The following is a 17,039-nucleotide window of genomic DNA, read 5'->3' as shown; positions in this document are numbered from 1 at the left end:
AAAATAAAAAACCTCTTGTAGCTCAAGAGGTTTTTTTATGGTTGTTATTTTTTGGAAAAATCACCCACGTAAATGGTTGTGAATTTTGATGGTTGCAAGTACTTCTTAATTGCAGCATTCACTTGTTTTACGGTTAGTTTTTCGATATCAGTATTCAACTTGTCGAAATCATTGAATGGAATATCATACGTTAAGTATAAGTTAGATAATGACATTAAGAAATTGTCACTACCTAAGTTCGTTTGTCTTGAACTTTTCCAGCTAATTTTGTTTGCTTTTAGTTCTTCCTCTGTTATTCCGTTGGCAACAAGTTTAGCAAATTCTTCGTTGATTGCCGTTTCTACTTCTCCTCGTTTTGTTGGATTTAAGAAGGCATAAATCATCCAGCTGGAGTTGTTGTTATTTACATTAGAAGGTACAGATAAGGAAGTACCAGCACCATAGCTAATCCCTTCTTTTTCACGTAGTCTTTGTGGAATACGAGCTGTCATGAATCCACCCCCCATTACTTCATTAGCAAATGTCAAGGCTGCATAATCTGGGTTTGATTTATTCATTTGGAAGTTTAACTGTCCTACAGCCGCAGCATTTTCTTTGTCTGGTGTTTGTACTATCTCTTTCCCTTGTTTTGTTCCAAAGAAAGTAGGATACGCTCTTTCAAATTTTGCGTTGCTATTCCAGTTTCCTAAAACACGTTCTAGTAATTCTTTGGCCTCTGCTTGGTTTTGCATCCCCAAAACCGTAGCAATTCCATTGTTAGCACCGAAGAATTTAGCGTAAAAATCTTTGATTTCTTTGGTTGTTACAGCTTTTACACCATCAATGTCTTCTTGTATAGATGAAGCATAGAAGATACTACCTTTCGCTTCGTTTGATGTTGCTTGTGCTATTTTGGTAAATGCAAGTTGTTGAGGGTCATTTAGATTGCTTTCCAAATAGGTTGTGTATTCTAGTTTCATCTTCGTCAACTCACTTTCCGGGAAGCTTGGATTTTTCAATACATCATCCAAGAGATCCATTGTTTCCTTAATGGTGCTGCGGTACGAATTAACAAAAATTGAAATGGTTTGCTCATTAAAGCGAATGGAAATACTAGATTTTAAGTTGTCTAATTTATCTTGAATGTCTTGTTTAGATAATGCTTTAGTTCCAGAAGTCAACATCGATGCTGTGAAGGATCCAACGTATTGTTTATTGTGTAGATCTTTTTGGTTTCCAATTGGAATGTTGATTGAAATATTTACTTTTTCTCCTTTTAAATCTTTATCAATAATACCGTATTTTAAACCATTGCTCAATTGACCAGAGGTATAGTTTTGCTCTAAGTTAGCAATTGTTGGCGCAAAGTCTCTGATGTCGTGAGACGTTTCTTTTCCTTTGTAGTCTTTTACTAAATGTTCGATATCTGTATTCAAGAATTCGGTCGGTTTTACGCGAACTTCCTCTTTGGTAGGGATAAATAAACCAACGGTGCGGTTGTTGTCTTTGAAGTATTTTTTCGCCACGCGTTTGATATCTTCTACGGTTAAGTTTTCAATATTGTCACGGTGTAAGAAAGCCAAGCGATAGTCACCAGAACCGATGATTTCCGTTAAGTTAATCGCCGTTCCAATTGTATTGTTTTGCAGGGATTCGATATCCTTTAAAAGTTTCGTTTTTGCACGGTCTAAATCAGCTTGTGTATAAGCAATATCTCCAATTTTGGCTACTTCAGCTTTAATGTCCGCTAAGGTTTTCATTTGATCCTTATCATTAGGTACATCAAAATTGAATAGCATAAAACTAGCATCGCGTACGGTTGGACTATAGGCCCATAAAGAAGATACTTTCTGTGTTTCAACTAAAGCTTGGTGTAAATAACCCGAAGGATCGTTGTTTAAAATGTGCTCTAAAGCTTCTAAGGCAGCAAAATCTTTATCTGCATAAGAAGCAGTGTGATAGAGCATTTGGATGTGTTTGCTATCTCCATTGCGTTTTACTTCAATGTATTTCTCACCATCTTGAGCTGGTTCTACCGTTAATATTTCATCCAACACACGTGTTGGTCTAGGAATAACAGAAAAATGCTGTTCGATATATTCAATTGCTTTCTTCTCGTCAAACTTTCCTGCTACAACTAAGACCGCATTATCTGGTTGATAGTATTTTTCGTAAAAACGTCTCAGTTGAGGTGTTTTTACGCGCTCAATATCTTCTTTAGATCCAATTGTACTCAACCCATAGTTGTGCCATAAGTAGGCCGTATTAGCGGTTCTTTCCATTAATACACCTGTTGGATCGTTTTCTCCAATCTCAAACTCATTGCGTACTACAGAGAATTCTTTATCTAAGTCTTCCTGTAGGATAGTTGCGTTAATCATACGATCAGCTTCCATCTCCAATGCCCAAGCTAAGTTTTCATCAGTAGAAGGGAATACTTCGTAATAATTCGTTCTATCGTAATATGTGGTACCATTGGCAGCTCCTCCTTTGTCCGAAAGCATCTTCTTGATGTCTCCTAAGTTTTTGGTACTTTTAAAAAGCATATGCTCTAATAAGTGAGCCATCCCTTTTTCTCCGTACCCTTCGTGTTTAGAACCTACTTTGTAGACAATGTTTACGACTAAGTTGTTTTGAGAAGCATCTGGAAGTAATAAAACCTGAAGCCCATTGCTCAATTTGTATTCTTTAATGTCTTCAACTTGCGTTACAAAAGCAGCTTTGCTTCTTTGCTGTGCGGCAGCGAAATTGGTAAAACCAATGGCACTCGCCAGTACAAGTGTGTAAAAAATTCTTTTCATTTAAATTGTTTTATACTAATTGGTTGTAAATAACTCAAATTGATGCAATCAATAAAAGCTTATGGAAGATAGGTCGCCATTTTAGCTTTTTGTTACTGATTAACATATATTTAAGTTTTAAGTTGATTAATTTAGTATAAAAAAAAGCACTTAGCTAGTGCTAAGTGCTCGATTGATTTAGGAAAGCTCTTCTACAGCTTAATACAGGTCTTTATACTTGTTAAAGTGATATAACAATGTGTGTTTATCTGTATAACCCGATTGTTTCCACAAGAGTTTACCTTGTCGGAACAACAGTAAGGTGGGGACTCCTCTCATGTTGTATTGGGTACTGTATTGCGCGGTTATCGCTTGATTTTTATCTACGTCAATTTTGATAATCGTAATATCATCTTGTAAAATAGCTTTTACTTCTTCTAATACTGGGGCTTGCATTTGACAAGGACCACACCAAGTAGCAAAAAAGTCAACCAATACAAATTGATCGGATTGAATTAACGCTTCAAATTTTGTCATGTTTTTTATTTTAAATTAGAGGAACAAGTAGAAGTACAGCTGTTGTCTTCTAATGCAATTCCCGTATTTTTAATTGCGCCAAACCCACCAATTACATCAATCATATTGTGGTATCCTCTTGCTTTTAAGATAGAAGCGGCAATGAGTGAACGATATCCACCTGCGCAGTGAATATAGAAGTTTCCTGTTGTAGGGAAGGCGGCTAAATGATCATTTAAGAAATCTAATGGTGTATGGTTTAGATTTTTGTATTGAATGTGGGAGGCATTGTATTCTCCTGGTTTTCTCACGTCAAAAATAGTGATGTCTCCCGTGTTCATCGCTGTTTCTAATTCACTAGCCGTTACTTGTTGTATGGTATCATATTCTTTACCCGCATTTTTCCAAGCGTTAAAACCACCTGCTAAGTATCCCAGTGAATTGTCATACCCTACTCTTGATAAACGGATGATGCACTCTTGCTCACGTCCTTCAGGAGCAATGATTAGAATCGGTTGTTTAATATCGGTGATTAAAGCTCCTACCCATGGAGCAAATTGTCCATCTAAACCAATAAAAATAGATCCTGGGATATGTCCAGCAGCAAAGTCAGCTGCTGATCGAACATCAAGTAGTAAAGCACCAGACTCATCAGCGAGTAATTCAAATTCCGCAGGAGTTAAGGGTTTATTATTGTTGATAATGTTTGCAACATCATCGTATCCTTCTTTGTTTAGTTTTACGTTTAATGGGAAATAAGCAGGAGGAGGTAATAAGCCATCCGTTACTTCTTTGACAAATTCAGCTTCTGTCATATCTGCGCGTAAGGCGTAATTGGTTTGTTTCTGATCTCCTAGGGTTCCAACAGTTTCTTTACTTAAGTTTTTTCCACAAGCTGAACCCGCTCCATGCGCTGGATAGACGATTATATCGTCTGCTAACGGCATGATTTTATCGCGTAAACTGTGGTATAAAGTTGCGGCTAATTGCTCTTGCGTTAAGCTAGCTGCTTTTTGCGCTAAATCAGGTCGACCTACATCTCCTAAAAATAGGGTGTCACCTGTGAAAATAGCGTGATCTTTACCGTTTTCATCTTTTAATAAATAGGTTGTACTCTCCATCGTATGCCCAGGAGTATGCAGGGCTGTAATGGTGATATTTCCCAATTGAAACACTTCACCATCTTTTGCGATATGCGCTTTAAATGTTGGATTGGCATTGGGGCCATATACAATGGGAGCGCCCGTCTTTTCTGCTAAAGTAACGTGTCCACTTACGAAATCCGCATGAAAATGCGTTTCGAAAATGTACTTAATCTTAGCCTGATCCTTGTCTGCTTTGTCTACGTATTGTTGTACTTCGCGTAAAGGGTCAATAATAGCAACTTCTCCGTTGCTCTCTATATAGTAAGCACCTTGTGCTAAACATCCAGTATAAATTTGTTCTATCTTCATAAGTCTTGTTTATTTTATTGATTAGTAAAAGTAAGAAGATGTTTTTAATTGTGCAGTAACATAGGTTACAAACTAGAAAAACACTTCTTTACTGAATATGTATAAGGCCATCAGCAATACAAAATAGCCAAAGCCTTTTTTTAAGTTGTTGTCTGGAATATAACGCGTCAAAAATATACCCAGAAATATACCTGCGATTGAAATACCACTAAAAGTAAGCAGTAAGTTCCAGTCAATGAGCGGATTTTTAATGTCTCCTAAAAAGCCGATGAGCGATTGAATGGCAACGATGAATAAGGATGTTCCCACAGCTTCTTTCATGCTACTGTTGGCAAATAGAACCAAGGCAGGAATGATTAAAAAACCTCCACCTGCACCTACGGTTCCTGCTATAATCCCGATTAAAACTCCTTGAAGTATTAACTTACTTTCTTGAGGTTGTGCGATCTTAGAAGTGATTGCCTTGGGGCGAATCATTTTCATCGAAGACGCGAACATCACTAAAGCAAAAAGCACCATGAGCAGTACATTCTTTGAAAGTGAAAGAGATCCAAAGACAAACGCGTCAGGAACTAAAGGCAATACAAAGGCGCGCATCACATATACAGCTAGTAAGGAAGGAATTCCAAAAAGCAAAACTAACTTGTAATTTACTTTGCGGTTCACAGCATTTTGTATGCCTCCAACTAAAGCGGTAGACCCCACAATAAATAGGGAATAAGCGGTAGCTAAAAAAGGCTCTATTTTTAAAATGTATACCAAAATAGGTACGGTTAAAATGGAACCTCCACTGCCAATTAAGCCAAGCGAAATCCCCACTAAAAGGGCTAAAGCATAACCGACAAATTCTATGTTCATGATTAATTGTTTTTGAGCAATTCGATGTATTTTCTGTTTAAGCGAATAATCCCTTGATTTTCTAGGGTTTTTAAGATACGAGAGATAACAACTCTAGAGGTATTTAACTCATCTGCAAGTTCTTGATGGGTATTGTGGATGAATTTGCTGTTGTATATTTTGGCTTTGTCTTGTAGTAATTTACACAAGCGCTCTTCCATATTCATGAAAGCCAAACTGTCAATTGCAGACAGCATTTCGTTCATTCTGTTATTGTAACTATTCAGCACAAAATTGCGCCAGCTTTTATAGCGAACGAGCCAATCATCCATCTTACTTACAGGAATTAAGATTACACTACCGTCTTTTTCTGCAATAGAACGTACCTGACTTTTGGTCTCTCCCAAGCAGCAAGTTAAGGTCATCGCACAGGTGTCTCCTTCTTCGATATAGTACAATACAATTTCTCCTTCTTTCTGATCTTCGCGTATTATTTTAATTGCACCAGATAATAATAAGGGAATTTTTTTGATGTATTCTCCAATTTCCATCAGGCGTTCTCCTTCTGTAAAATCTTTAATTGTAGAGACTTCAATAATTTCGTCTAGTAACTTTTCTTCAAAAAGACCTTGGTATTTCTCTTTAATAATATGTCCCATAGTAATACTTCTCGTTGTTTGGATTTAAAGATAGTATAAATGGTTTAGGTATCAAAAATAGGAGAACCGCGAGGGCTAATTTTTTAATGAGGCAACCATTTTTGTATAAGACCGTAAAACCAGGTACCCAATAAAGCTCCTATAATGGCAATGATGATCGGATAAAAACCAGCACCTAATAAGGCAAACATAGGACCAGGACATGCACCACCGAGTGCCCAACCTAATCCAAAGAAGATACCGCCAAGTAAATACCGAGGAATGCGCTTTTCTTTTGGGGTAAATACAATGGGATTACCCGAAAAATCGTTGATTTTTTTCTTTTTGATGATCAAGGTGGCTATAACGGCTAGGGTTAAGGCTGTTCCCATAATTCCATACATATGAAAGCTATCAAATTGAAACATTTCATAAATTCTAAACCAAGAAGAAGCTCCTGATTTAAACATGCCAATACCGAATAAGATACCGACGAATAAATAAGCTATTTTTTTCATTTCGTAAGCATTAAAAGATAAGTGGAAAAATTAAGTGTACCATAATCAGTCCACCGATAAAAAAGCCAATAACGGCGATAAGAGAAGGCAATTGAAAATTACTCAAGCCTGTAATTGCATGTCCTGAAGTACATCCACCCGCATATCTCGATCCAAAACCAACAAAAAAACCAGCAATTAGTAGCAAAAGGATTGTTTTGATAGAGGAAAATGCTTCTTCTCCAAAGAGCTCAGTTGGAACATAGGCCTGACCAGCACTTTCAATACCCAATTCGTTCAGCTTTTGAATGGTGGATTCTCCCAAGGGAATAGCAGCACCATTGACACTTAAAAAATGATAAGCAATAAACCCGCCGAGTATGGTTCCTATTAAGAAAAGTAAATTCCACGTTTGGGCTTTCCAGTTGAAACAGAAAAAATCACAAGTCTTTCCTGCTCCCATCATGGAACACATGGTTCTTAAGTTGGAAGAAAAACCAAAAGTTTTCCCCATGAGTAACAGTAACACTAAGGTGGTAGCGATAAAAATTCCACCCATATACCAAGGCCAAGGTTCGTAAATCCAATGCATAATTGTTCTATTTAGATTTGTATAGGACAAAAGTGAGGATTATTTTAGGGATGCACAGTAACTTTTGATACAGTAAAAGACATTTAAGATAGGGGAGGAAGAAAAAGGTGTAAAAAACAAGCGAAAATTTCGAATAATGAAAAAGGATTTAGTAGCTTTATAATTAATCAACAAAAAACAAAAATTAAACGAGTACAATTATGAATACAAGAAAGAAACATAGGGTTGTTTTTCAAATGAATACCGAAAATATCAATGAACAAAACGCTTTAATGACCTATGTAACGAATGTAATTAATCATTGGGGAAATGATGTGGAAATCCATGTGGTTGTACATGGTCCAGCTATTGGAATGGTGAGAAAAACAAAGACAATGGTTGGTGATGCTTTGAAGCAAGCCATGCAAAAAGGCGTTCAGTTTTTTGCTTGTGAAAATACTATCCGCGTACGCCAAATTGACAAAACGGATATTTTCGAACATGTGGGTTATGTACCTTCCGGATTGATTGCAATTATTGAAAAACAAGAGGAAGGATGGGCCTATATTAAATGCAATTTATAGCGGTCAAAAGATTCTCTCTGTTTACCTTTGTGTCGAAATAAATAAAGACAAATTAATGAATATTGATACTGCAAATTTCTGTGCTTATCTGCAAGCTGAGGTGATTGGGGATAAGAAAGAAGAGCGCTTTGAAATTAATCGCGTTTCTGTAGACAGCAGAACGCTTTTAAATGATAGTACAACCTTGTTTTTTGCCTTGGTTGGACAAAATCACGATGGACATACTTATATCGAAGAACTGATTCGATTGGGAATTACCTATTTTGTGGTATCAGATCAAACAAAAATAATACAACAGCCAGGCGTAACGTATTTTGTTGTACAAAATACGTTACAAGCGCTGCAACAAGCTGCCACTTGGCATCGTCAAAAGTTCGATATTCCAGTGGTGGGAATAACGGGAAGTAGAGGGAAAACGGTGGTCAAAGAATGGTTGAATTTTCTGTTGAGTAAGGAATACTCTATCATAAAAAGTCCCAAGAGTTACAATTCACAAACAGGTGTGCCTTTATCTGTATTTGGAATGGCTGAACAGCATACGATTGGTTTGTTTGAGGTAGGAATATCTACAGTAAATGAGATGAAAAATCTACAGCCAATTGTTCAGCCAACGTTGGGGATTATCACTTCGATAACCAGTGAACATCAGGACGGGTTTGAAACAGTAGAACAAAAGATTCAAGAGAAAATGCAATTGTTTACGCATACACCTGTCCTAATTGGAGAAAAAGACCCTCGAATTTTAGCCGTACTACCTTCACAAACGACCTATGCAAGTTGGAGTTTAACTGATTCAGATACCGTTTTATACGGCAAGGTTGAAGAGAGGAAACTAACACTTATATATAATAAGGTAGAAACCTTTACGGTTGACATTCCTTTTACGGATGAATTTTCGATACAAAATTGCATGACCTGTATTCTGACGATGCTCGTCATGGGGTATGCAATTGAAACCATACAAGAACGCATCAAAAAATTGTATGCGATTGAATTGCGATTGCAAGTAAAAAAAGGCATCAACAATTGTTCGATTATTGATGATGCTTATAGCTCGGATTTTCAATCTTTGAGTATTGCTTTGGACTTCTTGGAAAAGCACCGTAGTAATGCCAATAAAACAGTGATTCTATCTGATGTATTTCACAGTGGATTAGAACCGCGAGAATTGTATCGACAAGTCAATCAATTGCTCAAGAACTCTCATATTGGAAAGGTAATTTGCATTGGAGAAGAAATTAGTCAATATGGCAAAGATTCTTCCATTGTGCGCTACTTTGCATCTACGGATGAATTTTTGCAAAAAGTGTCCATGGATGAATTTATAGATGAAACAATTTTAATTAAGGGAGCACGAGGATTTCGCTTCGATAAAATTGTCAGTTTATTAGAAGAAAAAACTCATGAAACCGTATTGGAGATTAATCTCACCGCTATTCGTCATAATTTAAATTTCTATCGCTCTAAATTAAAACCAGAAACCAAAACCATGGTGATGGTAAAAGCTTTTGGTTATGGTCACGGAAGTGTTGAAATTGCCAAGTTATTGGAGCATGAAAAAGTAAGTTATTTAGGAGTGGCATTTGCTGATGAAGGAATTGCATTGCGAAAAGCAGGAATTAAAACGAATATTATTGTGATGAATCCTGAGATTAGTGCTTTTTCTGCTATGGTGGCTTATGATTTAGAACCTGAGATTTATTCGCTTCGAGAACTACGTGCTTTTCTTCAATTAGTTCGTGAAAAAAACGCGTATCAATATCCTATACATATTAAGGTAGAAACGGGTATGCATCGTCATGGATTTGTAACCTCCGAATTGGATGAGCTTATTGCTATTTTAAAACACACCAATAGCGTAGAAGTAAAATCTATTTTTTCTCATTTATCTTCTAGTGATATGGAGGTATATCAAGATTTTACCTTGGGGCAAATGGAATTGTTCCAAAAAGATAGTTCCTATATTAAGGAGCAATTGCAGATTCAACCCATTTTACACATTTTAAATACATCGGGTATTTATAACTATTCTTCGTATCAGATGGATATGGTACGTTTGGGAATTGGGTTGTATGGTATTGGCAATGACAAACAAGAGATGAAGCAATTGCGCAATGTGGGAACCTTGAAAACGCGCATTATGCAGGTGAAAGAAATAGAGACTGGCGAGAGTGTTGGTTATGGTCGTCGTTTTCGAGCGACGGGAAAAACGAAGATAGCGACTGTGCCAATTGGATATGCAGATGGGATTCATCGTCTATGGGGAAGTAATGGAGGTTATGTTTTGATTGAAAATCAAAAAGCGCCAATAACCGGATCCATCTGTATGGATATGTTAATGGTCGATGTTACAGCCATTGATTGTCGTGAAGGAGATGAGGTTATTATTTTTGGAGCAGATTTGCCAACGACGATTATAGCGGAGGCTATTCACACAATTCCATATGAAATAATAACAAGTGTGTCTCAAAGAGTTAAAAGAATTTTTTTCGAAGAGTAAAAAAAAGTTTTTTTTTAGAATAAAATAAGTATTTTTGTTAAAAACAATCAATAAAATTTTAACTATGGGATTTTTAAAAGAATTTAAAGAATTTGCTGTAAAAGGCAATGTAATGGACCTAGCAGTAGGGGTTATCATTGGGGGGGCATTTGGTAAAATCGTTACAAGTATCGTGAATGATGTTATTATGCCTGTAGTTTCTGCAATTATAGGAACGCCAGATTTTACGAATATGTATTTGGTGTTAAAAGGAGATGCACCAGATGGAGCGCCTTTGGCAGCAGCGAGAGGAATTGACGGAAACGTTGTTTTCGCCTATGGTAGTTTTATTACAGAAGTAATTAACTTTACATTATTAGCGTTGTGTGTATTTCTTTTGGTAAAAGGAATTAATCAATTGAGAAAGAAAGAAGCTGCGGCTGTAGAACCAGAACCAGCAGGGCCACCAGCACCAACACAAGAAGATTTGTTAGCAGAAATCAGAGATTTGTTGAAAAATCAAGGAAAATAAATCGTGATTTATTCTTAATAAAAAAAGGAGAGGGGTTTTACCCTCTCCTTTTTTTATGTGTGTTTTGGAAGCCTAGTAGAAAGGGGTGTTACACCCCTGTTTTTTGTTTAGTTAAAGTTTTTTTTAGTAAATATTAAGATGATGCATCTATTTGAGCTTAATTGTTAATATAGTTCTTCTGTTTGTTTGTATTTGTTGATTATTTTGATTGTCTTAACGTATTTTTTTTGTGTTTATATATTTTTTTAAGATTTTGTTTTTGGTTGCATTATACTGTATCTTCCCGCATAGAATTTGACTTTAAGGAGTGTTGTTGTAATTGTTTGTAAAACAAGCTTATACATTTTTTAACTTTTTCGTATTGTAAAAAAATAACATAAAATTAGCATATGTCGATTTTTTGTTATTTGTTTGTTAAACAATTTAAAATTAATAAAACATGAGGAAAATTGTACTTCATTTCTTCTTTGTTATAGCTGCCTTGCTAATGGTAAATGAGGGGTTTGCGCAAAGTAGAAAGGTTACAGGACAAGTTACTGGTGAAGATGGATTAGGTCTGCCAGGAGCTAGTGTGTTAGTTAAAGGAACCCAAGAGGGTGTTGGTACCGATTTTGACGGTAATTACTCTATTAACGTAAAAGACGAGAATGCTGTTTTAGTATTCCAGTTTGTAGGGACAATTACAGTTGAGAAAAAAGTTGGTAAAGCTAGTGTTGTTAATGCTGTATTGAAAGATGACAGTGCAATAATGCAAGAAGTAGTAATCAATACAGGTTATCAACAAGTTGCTAAACGTAAGGAAGCAGGTGCAGTTAGCCGTATTGAGGCAAAAGACCTTAAAGTAGATGGGGTTGCGGATGTAAGTAGAATGATTGAAGGTAAAGCTGCTGGGGTAAACGTACAAAACGTTACAGGTACTTTTGGAGCTGCTCCTAAAATTACAGTTCGTGGTTCTTCTTCTATCTTAGGGGATACTAAGCCTTTATGGGTGATTGATGGAGTTGTTCAAGAAGATATCGTAAACGTGTCTTTTGAGCAATTAGCTTCAGGTAACTCTGAGTCATTATTGAGTTCAGCGATTTCTGGATTAAATAGTAGTGATGTATTGAGTATTGAGATCTTGAAAGATGCATCAGCAACAGCTATCTATGGATCGCGTGCGATGAATGGTGTTGTAGTTGTAACTACAAAATCAGGAAGAAAAGAAACGCCGTTGACTATTAACTATTCAATGGAGAACTCTGTTCGCGTTATTCCTACTTATGGGCAATACGATATTTTAAACTCACAAGAGACGATGAGTATCTTTAATGAGTTGACAGATAAAGGATATAATCAATTGCCTTCTTCTATTTCTGGAAGATACGGAGGGATTTATCGCAATATGTATACTGCAATTGACAATAATGAATTGTTAAATGATCCTATTGCGAAGAATCAATATCTACAACAATATGAAAGAGCTAATACAGATTGGTTTAAAGAATTGTTTAGACCAACTATTACGCAAAATCACTCGTTGAGTTTCTCAGGTGGAGGTAAAAATAATGCTTTCTTTGGATCGATTGGTTATTTTACGGATCCAGGATGGACAGTTGCAGACAAAGTAAACAGATTAACTGTGAATTTGAAAAATACATTCTTTGTTAATGACAGATTCAACCTTACATTATCTGCTAACGGATCAGTTCGTGATCAACGTGCACCAGGTAGTTACGATAGTAAAAGAGATGTAGTGAATGGTGGAACATCACGTGAGTTTGATTTAAACCCATTCAGCTATGCTTTGAATACTAATAGAACGATTCGTCCATATGACAACGATGGGAATTTAGAATATATTAGAATGAACTGGGCTCCTTTTAATATTTTACAAGAGCTTGAAGAGAATACAATGAAAATTGATGTAAAAGAAATCAAGTTTCAATTAGATGCTGACTATAAAATCTCTCCTACAGTTACTTATAACTTTAGTGGGGCTCTTAGATATGCAGATACATATCGTACACACGATATGACTGAAAATTCTAACGTTGCTGCAGCTTATAGATCAGAGGAAACTGCACAGGATGTTAAGAATAACGTATTTTTATATAAAGATCCTAAGAATCCTGCAAGAAACCCTACTTCAGTAATGAAAGAAGGAGGTATCCGCAGAACATTCAAAAATGATTTAACATCATATAACGTAAGAAATACAATTAGCTATGCTGATATCTTTAAAGATCTTCATGAATTAGATGTTTTTGGAGGTGTGGAGATGCGTTCAGTTGATAGAAATAGTGATTTTAATTCTATTTATGGTTTAATGTTTGACAACGGAATGGTTGTTAAAACAGATCCACGTATGTATGAGAAAATCATTAATGAAGGTGGTGTTTTAGCAAGTTCTGATGCATTTAGAGAAAGAACAGTTGGTTTCTTCGGAAAAGTTGGTTATACCTATGATAGACGTTATACAATTGGTGTAACTGGAAGATATGATGGTTCAAATCAACAAGGTAGAAGTGGTAGTAATAGATGGTTGCCTACTTGGACGGTTTCTGGAAAATGGAATGCTAGTAATGAAAAATTCTTAGCAGATAGCGAGACAATCAGTAACTTGAGTTTAAGAGGATCATATGGTTTAACTGCTACAGCAGGTCCTGCAACAAACTCTTTAGCTATTTACCGTAGTGCTATTATTGACAGAAGATTACCAGGAGAGAGAGAAACAGGTATGCAAATCGAAGATTTACAAAACGGTGATTTGACTTGGGAGAAACAACATGAGTTAAACGTAGGTTTCGACTTAGGATTGTGGAATAATAGAGTACAATTAGTAGTTGATGCTTACCAAAGAAAAGCATATGATTTAATTGACGTAGTTGTAACTTCAGGTATTGGAGGTCAAAAAAGTAAATTAGGTAATAATGCCGATATGACAACAAAAGGTATTGAGTTTGCTTTGACTACTACAAATATTAAAACGCCTAATTTTAGTTGGACAACTACTATTAACGCTTCTTACTATCACCAAGAAATTACTAGATTACAAAACAAACCTAGAGTTATCGATTTAGTAAGTGGTTTTGGTGGGAACGTGATTGGTAATCCAAGAAACGCTTTATACTCTTATGAATTTACAGGATTGACTGATGAAGGTTTACCTACATTCATTCAAGCACCTGGTGTAACCGATAATATTAGTGGTGCTAATTTCCAAGCAACAGAAGGTATTACTGATTATTTAAAATATGAAGGTGCTATTGAGCCAAATAAATCTTTAGGTTTATCAAGTACATTCAATTACAAAAACTGGAGTTTGAATTTATTCTTTGTTGCTTCAGGTGGAAACAAAATCAGATTATATGAATCGTTTAGCTCATCGTATAGTGATTTAGATGTATTTACAAAAGATTTTCAAAATAGATGGGTATTGCCTGGTGATGAGTTAAAAACTGATATTCCTGTTATTGCTGATAAAACATTGGTGCAAGAATATGGTATCAACAATTTAGCAAGAGCTTATAGTACTTATAACTATTCTAGTAGCCGTATTGCAGATGGTGGATTTGTTAGATTGAAGAACGTATCTTTAGCTTACGATTTCCCTCAAGATATTACTAGAAATCTAAGATTAAGTAATTTATCACTTAAAGTGATGGCTACTAACCCTTGGTTGATTTATTCTGACAAAAAATTAAGAGGTCAAGATCCAGAGTTCTTTAGAACAGGAGGAGTTGCAATGCCTGTAACTAGTCAGTATACTTTAACATTAAATGTTGGATTTTAAAAGATAAAAGATCATGAAAAGATTTAAAATATTAGTTTGTTCATTAGCGCTTGTAACAGCTTTTACAAGTTGTGATAGTTTCTTGTCTGAGACTCCTGACAATAGAACACAACTGAATACGACACAAAAAGTAAAGGACCTTTTAGTATACGCATATCCATCATACCACATGGCTTCTTTTTTAGAAGCAATGTCTGATAACGTTACTGATTCTGAGAACCCACGTGGTGGAACGAGAGAAAACGATGCATATTACCTTTGGAAAGATAGTGATGATGTTAGTTCAGACTCTCCTTCAGCTTATTGGGATGGTTGTTATAGTGCTATTGCTCAAGCAAATGAAGCTTTAGAGGCTATTGAAGGTTTTACAGAAACGAATGAAACTCGTGGGATAAGAGCTGAAGCACATTTAGCTCGTGCTTACGCTCATTTCATGGCAGTAAATATTTTTGCTAAGCACTATAATCCTGCAACAGCTGCAACCGATTTAGGTGTGCCATTCGTAACTGATCCAGAAAGAGAGTTGATTAAAAAATATAAACGCCTTAGTGTACAAGAAGTTTATGATTTAATCGAGCAAGACTTATTAGCTGGTTTAGCAGATGCTAAGTTTATTACTTATTCATCATTGCCAACTAAGTTTCACTTTAGTGTACAAGCAGCAAATGCTTTTGCTACTAGGTTTTACTTATACAAAGGTGAGTTTGATAAAGTTTTGGAGTATTCTTCTAGTGTAGATGGAAAACCAGCTACTTTAAGAGACTACGTAGCATTTAACTTGATACCTGTGGATAACAGAGTTTTATATTATGCCTCTACTGAACCAAAAACTAATTTATTAGTTTCTACTATTCCTTCTGGGTATGAAAGAACTTTTGTGTATGATCGTTTCGCTCCTGAAACAGATTATATTGTGAAAACTATTATGGGTAGTTCGAACAATCCATTTGGTAAGGAGTTTCATTATAGAACTGCCGCATACCGTGGCACTAATATTAGTTTTATACCTAAAGTTGGAGAGTACTTTAAATTAACTAACCCTACAGCAGGTACAGGGTTTGCTTTTGTTCAGTCTGTATTGTTCAGTAATGATGAAATGTTTTTAGCTCGATTAGAAGCTTTGGCAATGGATAATCAAATTGAAGCTGCTATTGAAGGATTACAGTATTTCTTAGGATTGAGAACTATAGGTTATAATGCAAGTACTGATATCTTAAAAATTGAGAAGCTTCGTTCGATGTTTCCTGATGCTGCTACAGTATTAACACCATATTATACATTATCAGGTGATCAAGCGGTTTTAGTTGCTGCAATTGCGGAAGCAAGACGTAGAGAGCTTATTCATGAAGGAAATCGTTGGTTTGATATCAAACGTTTTGATATGAAAGTAAATCACCGTATTGAACAAACGACATATACCTTAGAAAAAGGGGATTTGAGACGTGCATTTCAATTACCACAGCACGTTATTGATGCTGGTTTAACTCCTAATCCTAGATAAAAATGAAAAAAAATAATTTATTTAAGTTGGCTTTAGCCGTTTCTTTGGCTGCTGGTACATTTGTATCATGTGATAAAGACAATTCATTGGACAAAGACAGTGTATTGAACACAGATAAGGTTGAATATTCTCCATTAGATTTATGGTTAAGAGAAACATATTTGTATCCTTATAATATTAGTGTGGAGTACAAATGGGATCAATATAAAGTTGATAATACAAGATATTTAACTCCTGCAGACCCTAAAAACGTTGAAAAGGTAATGAAGGTGGTTAAAAAGGTTTGGATTGATTCTTATACAGAGGTGACATATCCTGAATTTATTAAAGAAAATACCAATAGAGAGTTTTTCCTTGTAGGAGGGGTGAATCTAAATAAAGAAGGAAGTCAAACATTAGGTTTAGCAGATCAAGGACAGCGTATTGTTCTTTTTACAATTGATTTGATTGACGTGACTAATGTAAATGAGATTAGACAGTTTGTACATACTATTCAACATGAGTATGTGCATATTCTAAATCAAAAAAGAATCTTTGATAAAGAAGCTTTTGGAGAGATAACACCTTCAGGTTATGATTCTAACTGGCAGAACTATAACGATCCTGCATCTAGAAATGAAGGATTTATTTCTGCTTATTCTAGAAGTAATGTTGACGAAGATTTTGCTGAAATGGCAGCAGCAATGCTTGTGAATTTTACGGCTTATGATGCAATGATAAACGCTGTTCCAAATGCTACAGGTAAAGCTAAACTAAGAGAGAAAGAAGCTTTAGTTGTTGAATATTACAAAGATATTTGGGATATTGATTTTTATGATTTGTGTCAAAAAGCTGATGCTAATACTAAAAAAGCAGCTGAAGAAGCACAGCTAGGTCAGTAATTTTAATAGAAATAT

General features: G+C 35.6%; 13 protein-coding genes. 6 read left to right on the top strand and 7 right to left on the bottom strand.

Going from position 1 to position 17,039, the window contains the following annotated elements; translation table 11 throughout:
- Window positions 1-44: 44 nt before the first annotated feature.
- From HX004_RS04265 to HX004_RS04235, 7 genes are all read right to left on the bottom strand, one after another.
- The gene (locus tag HX004_RS04265; protein WP_286441074.1) at window positions 45-2,780 is read right to left on the bottom strand and encodes a M16 family metallopeptidase; all 2,736 of its coding nucleotides are present in this window, start codon (window positions 2,778-2,780) and stop codon (window positions 45-47) included.
- A 198-nt stretch (window positions 2,781-2,978) separates the two neighbouring features.
- A complete protein-coding gene (gene trxA / locus HX004_RS04260) occupies window positions 2,979-3,296 on the bottom strand; it encodes a thioredoxin (RefSeq protein WP_286441073.1) in 318 nt (105 codons plus the stop codon).
- A 5-nt stretch (window positions 3,297-3,301) separates the two neighbouring features.
- On the bottom strand, window positions 3,302-4,729 hold the full coding sequence (locus HX004_RS04255) for an MBL fold metallo-hydrolase (protein WP_286441072.1): 1,428 nt from the start codon (window positions 4,727-4,729) through the stop codon (window positions 3,302-3,304).
- Between the two features lie 72 nt (window positions 4,730-4,801).
- Window positions 4,802-5,587 carry a sulfite exporter TauE/SafE family protein gene (locus tag HX004_RS04250; RefSeq protein ID WP_286441071.1) on the bottom strand — a complete coding sequence of 262 codons (786 nt, stop codon included), beginning with the start codon at window positions 5,585-5,587 and terminating at the stop codon, window positions 4,802-4,804.
- A gap of 2 nt (window positions 5,588-5,589) precedes the next feature.
- Entirely contained in the window at window positions 5,590-6,225 is a 636-nt protein-coding gene (locus HX004_RS04245) for a Crp/Fnr family transcriptional regulator (RefSeq protein ID WP_286441070.1), read from the bottom strand.
- An 83-nt stretch (window positions 6,226-6,308) separates the two neighbouring features.
- Window positions 6,309-6,722, bottom strand: a complete 414-nt coding sequence (locus tag HX004_RS04240; RefSeq protein ID WP_286441069.1) for a DUF6691 family protein — start codon at window positions 6,720-6,722, stop codon at window positions 6,309-6,311.
- A 10-nt stretch (window positions 6,723-6,732) separates the two neighbouring features.
- On the bottom strand, window positions 6,733-7,293 hold the full coding sequence (locus HX004_RS04235) for a YeeE/YedE family protein (RefSeq protein ID WP_286441068.1): 561 nt from the start codon (window positions 7,291-7,293) through the stop codon (window positions 6,733-6,735).
- A 200-nt stretch (window positions 7,294-7,493) separates the two neighbouring features.
- On the opposite strand from HX004_RS04235, the gene HX004_RS04230 reads away from it, so the two are divergent.
- The 6 genes from HX004_RS04230 (at window position 7,494) to HX004_RS04205 (ending at window position 17,024) form a co-directional block, all read left to right on the top strand.
- Window positions 7,494-7,856, top strand: a complete 363-nt coding sequence (locus HX004_RS04230; RefSeq protein ID WP_286441067.1) for a DsrE family protein — start codon at window positions 7,494-7,496, stop codon at window positions 7,854-7,856.
- A 55-nt stretch (window positions 7,857-7,911) separates the two neighbouring features.
- Complete coding sequence (locus HX004_RS04225; RefSeq protein ID WP_286441066.1) at window positions 7,912-10,356, top strand: bifunctional UDP-N-acetylmuramoyl-tripeptide:D-alanyl-D-alanine ligase/alanine racemase; 2,445 nt, start codon at window positions 7,912-7,914, stop codon at window positions 10,354-10,356.
- Window positions 10,357-10,420: 64 nt separating this feature from the next.
- A complete protein-coding gene (mscL, locus tag HX004_RS04220) occupies window positions 10,421-10,867 on the top strand; it encodes a large conductance mechanosensitive channel protein MscL (RefSeq protein WP_286441065.1) in 447 nt (148 codons plus the stop codon).
- Between the two features lie 439 nt (window positions 10,868-11,306).
- The gene (locus HX004_RS04215) at window positions 11,307-14,642 is read left to right on the top strand and encodes a SusC/RagA family TonB-linked outer membrane protein (RefSeq protein WP_286441063.1); all 3,336 of its coding nucleotides are present in this window, start codon (window positions 11,307-11,309) and stop codon (window positions 14,640-14,642) included.
- A gap of 13 nt (window positions 14,643-14,655) precedes the next feature.
- Window positions 14,656-16,143 carry a RagB/SusD family nutrient uptake outer membrane protein gene (locus HX004_RS04210; protein WP_286441061.1) on the top strand — a complete coding sequence of 496 codons (1,488 nt, stop codon included), beginning with the start codon at window positions 14,656-14,658 and terminating at the stop codon, window positions 16,141-16,143.
- Between the two features lie 2 nt (window positions 16,144-16,145).
- Entirely contained in the window at window positions 16,146-17,024 is an 879-nt protein-coding gene (locus HX004_RS04205) for a substrate import-associated zinc metallohydrolase lipoprotein (protein ID WP_286441060.1), read from the top strand.
- Window positions 17,025-17,039 lie beyond the last annotated feature (15 nt).

Origin of the sequence: Myroides sp. 1354, assembly GCF_030324495.1 — a bacterium.
Taxonomy (GTDB): Bacteria; Bacteroidota; Bacteroidia; order Flavobacteriales; family Flavobacteriaceae; genus Flavobacterium.
The sequence above is the reverse complement of the archived record's forward strand: the minus strand, read 5'-3'. Positions and strand labels throughout refer to the sequence as shown.

Excerpts from the sequence above, each read along its gene's own strand:
- HX004_RS04210 (WP_286441061.1), top strand. The coding sequence starts at position 14,656 with ATGAAAAGATTTAAAATATTAGTTTGTTCATTAGCGCTTGTAACAGCT.
- HX004_RS04230 (WP_286441067.1), top strand. The coding sequence starts at position 7,494 with ATGAATACAAGAAAGAAACATAGGGTTGTTTTTCAAATGAATACCGAA.
- mscL (WP_286441065.1), top strand. The coding sequence starts at position 10,421 with ATGGGATTTTTAAAAGAATTTAAAGAATTTGCTGTAAAAGGCAATGTA.
- HX004_RS04250 (WP_286441071.1), bottom strand. The coding sequence starts at position 5,587 with ATGAACATAGAATTTGTCGGTTATGCTTTAGCCCTTTTAGTGGGGATT.
- HX004_RS04225 (WP_286441066.1), top strand. The coding sequence starts at position 7,912 with ATGAATATTGATACTGCAAATTTCTGTGCTTATCTGCAAGCTGAGGTG.
- HX004_RS04245 (WP_286441070.1), bottom strand. The coding sequence starts at position 6,225 with ATGGGACATATTATTAAAGAGAAATACCAAGGTCTTTTTGAAGAAAAG.
- HX004_RS04235 (WP_286441068.1), bottom strand. The coding sequence starts at position 7,293 with ATGCATTGGATTTACGAACCTTGGCCTTGGTATATGGGTGGAATTTTT.
- HX004_RS04205 (WP_286441060.1), top strand. The coding sequence starts at position 16,146 with ATGAAAAAAAATAATTTATTTAAGTTGGCTTTAGCCGTTTCTTTGGCT.
- HX004_RS04265 (WP_286441074.1), bottom strand. The coding sequence starts at position 2,780 with ATGAAAAGAATTTTTTACACACTTGTACTGGCGAGTGCCATTGGTTTT.
- HX004_RS04215 (WP_286441063.1), top strand. The coding sequence starts at position 11,307 with ATGAGGAAAATTGTACTTCATTTCTTCTTTGTTATAGCTGCCTTGCTA.
- HX004_RS04255 (WP_286441072.1), bottom strand. The coding sequence starts at position 4,729 with ATGAAGATAGAACAAATTTATACTGGATGTTTAGCACAAGGTGCTTAC.
- HX004_RS04240 (WP_286441069.1), bottom strand. The coding sequence starts at position 6,722 with ATGAAAAAAATAGCTTATTTATTCGTCGGTATCTTATTCGGTATTGGC.
- trxA (WP_286441073.1), bottom strand. The coding sequence starts at position 3,296 with ATGACAAAATTTGAAGCGTTAATTCAATCCGATCAATTTGTATTGGTT.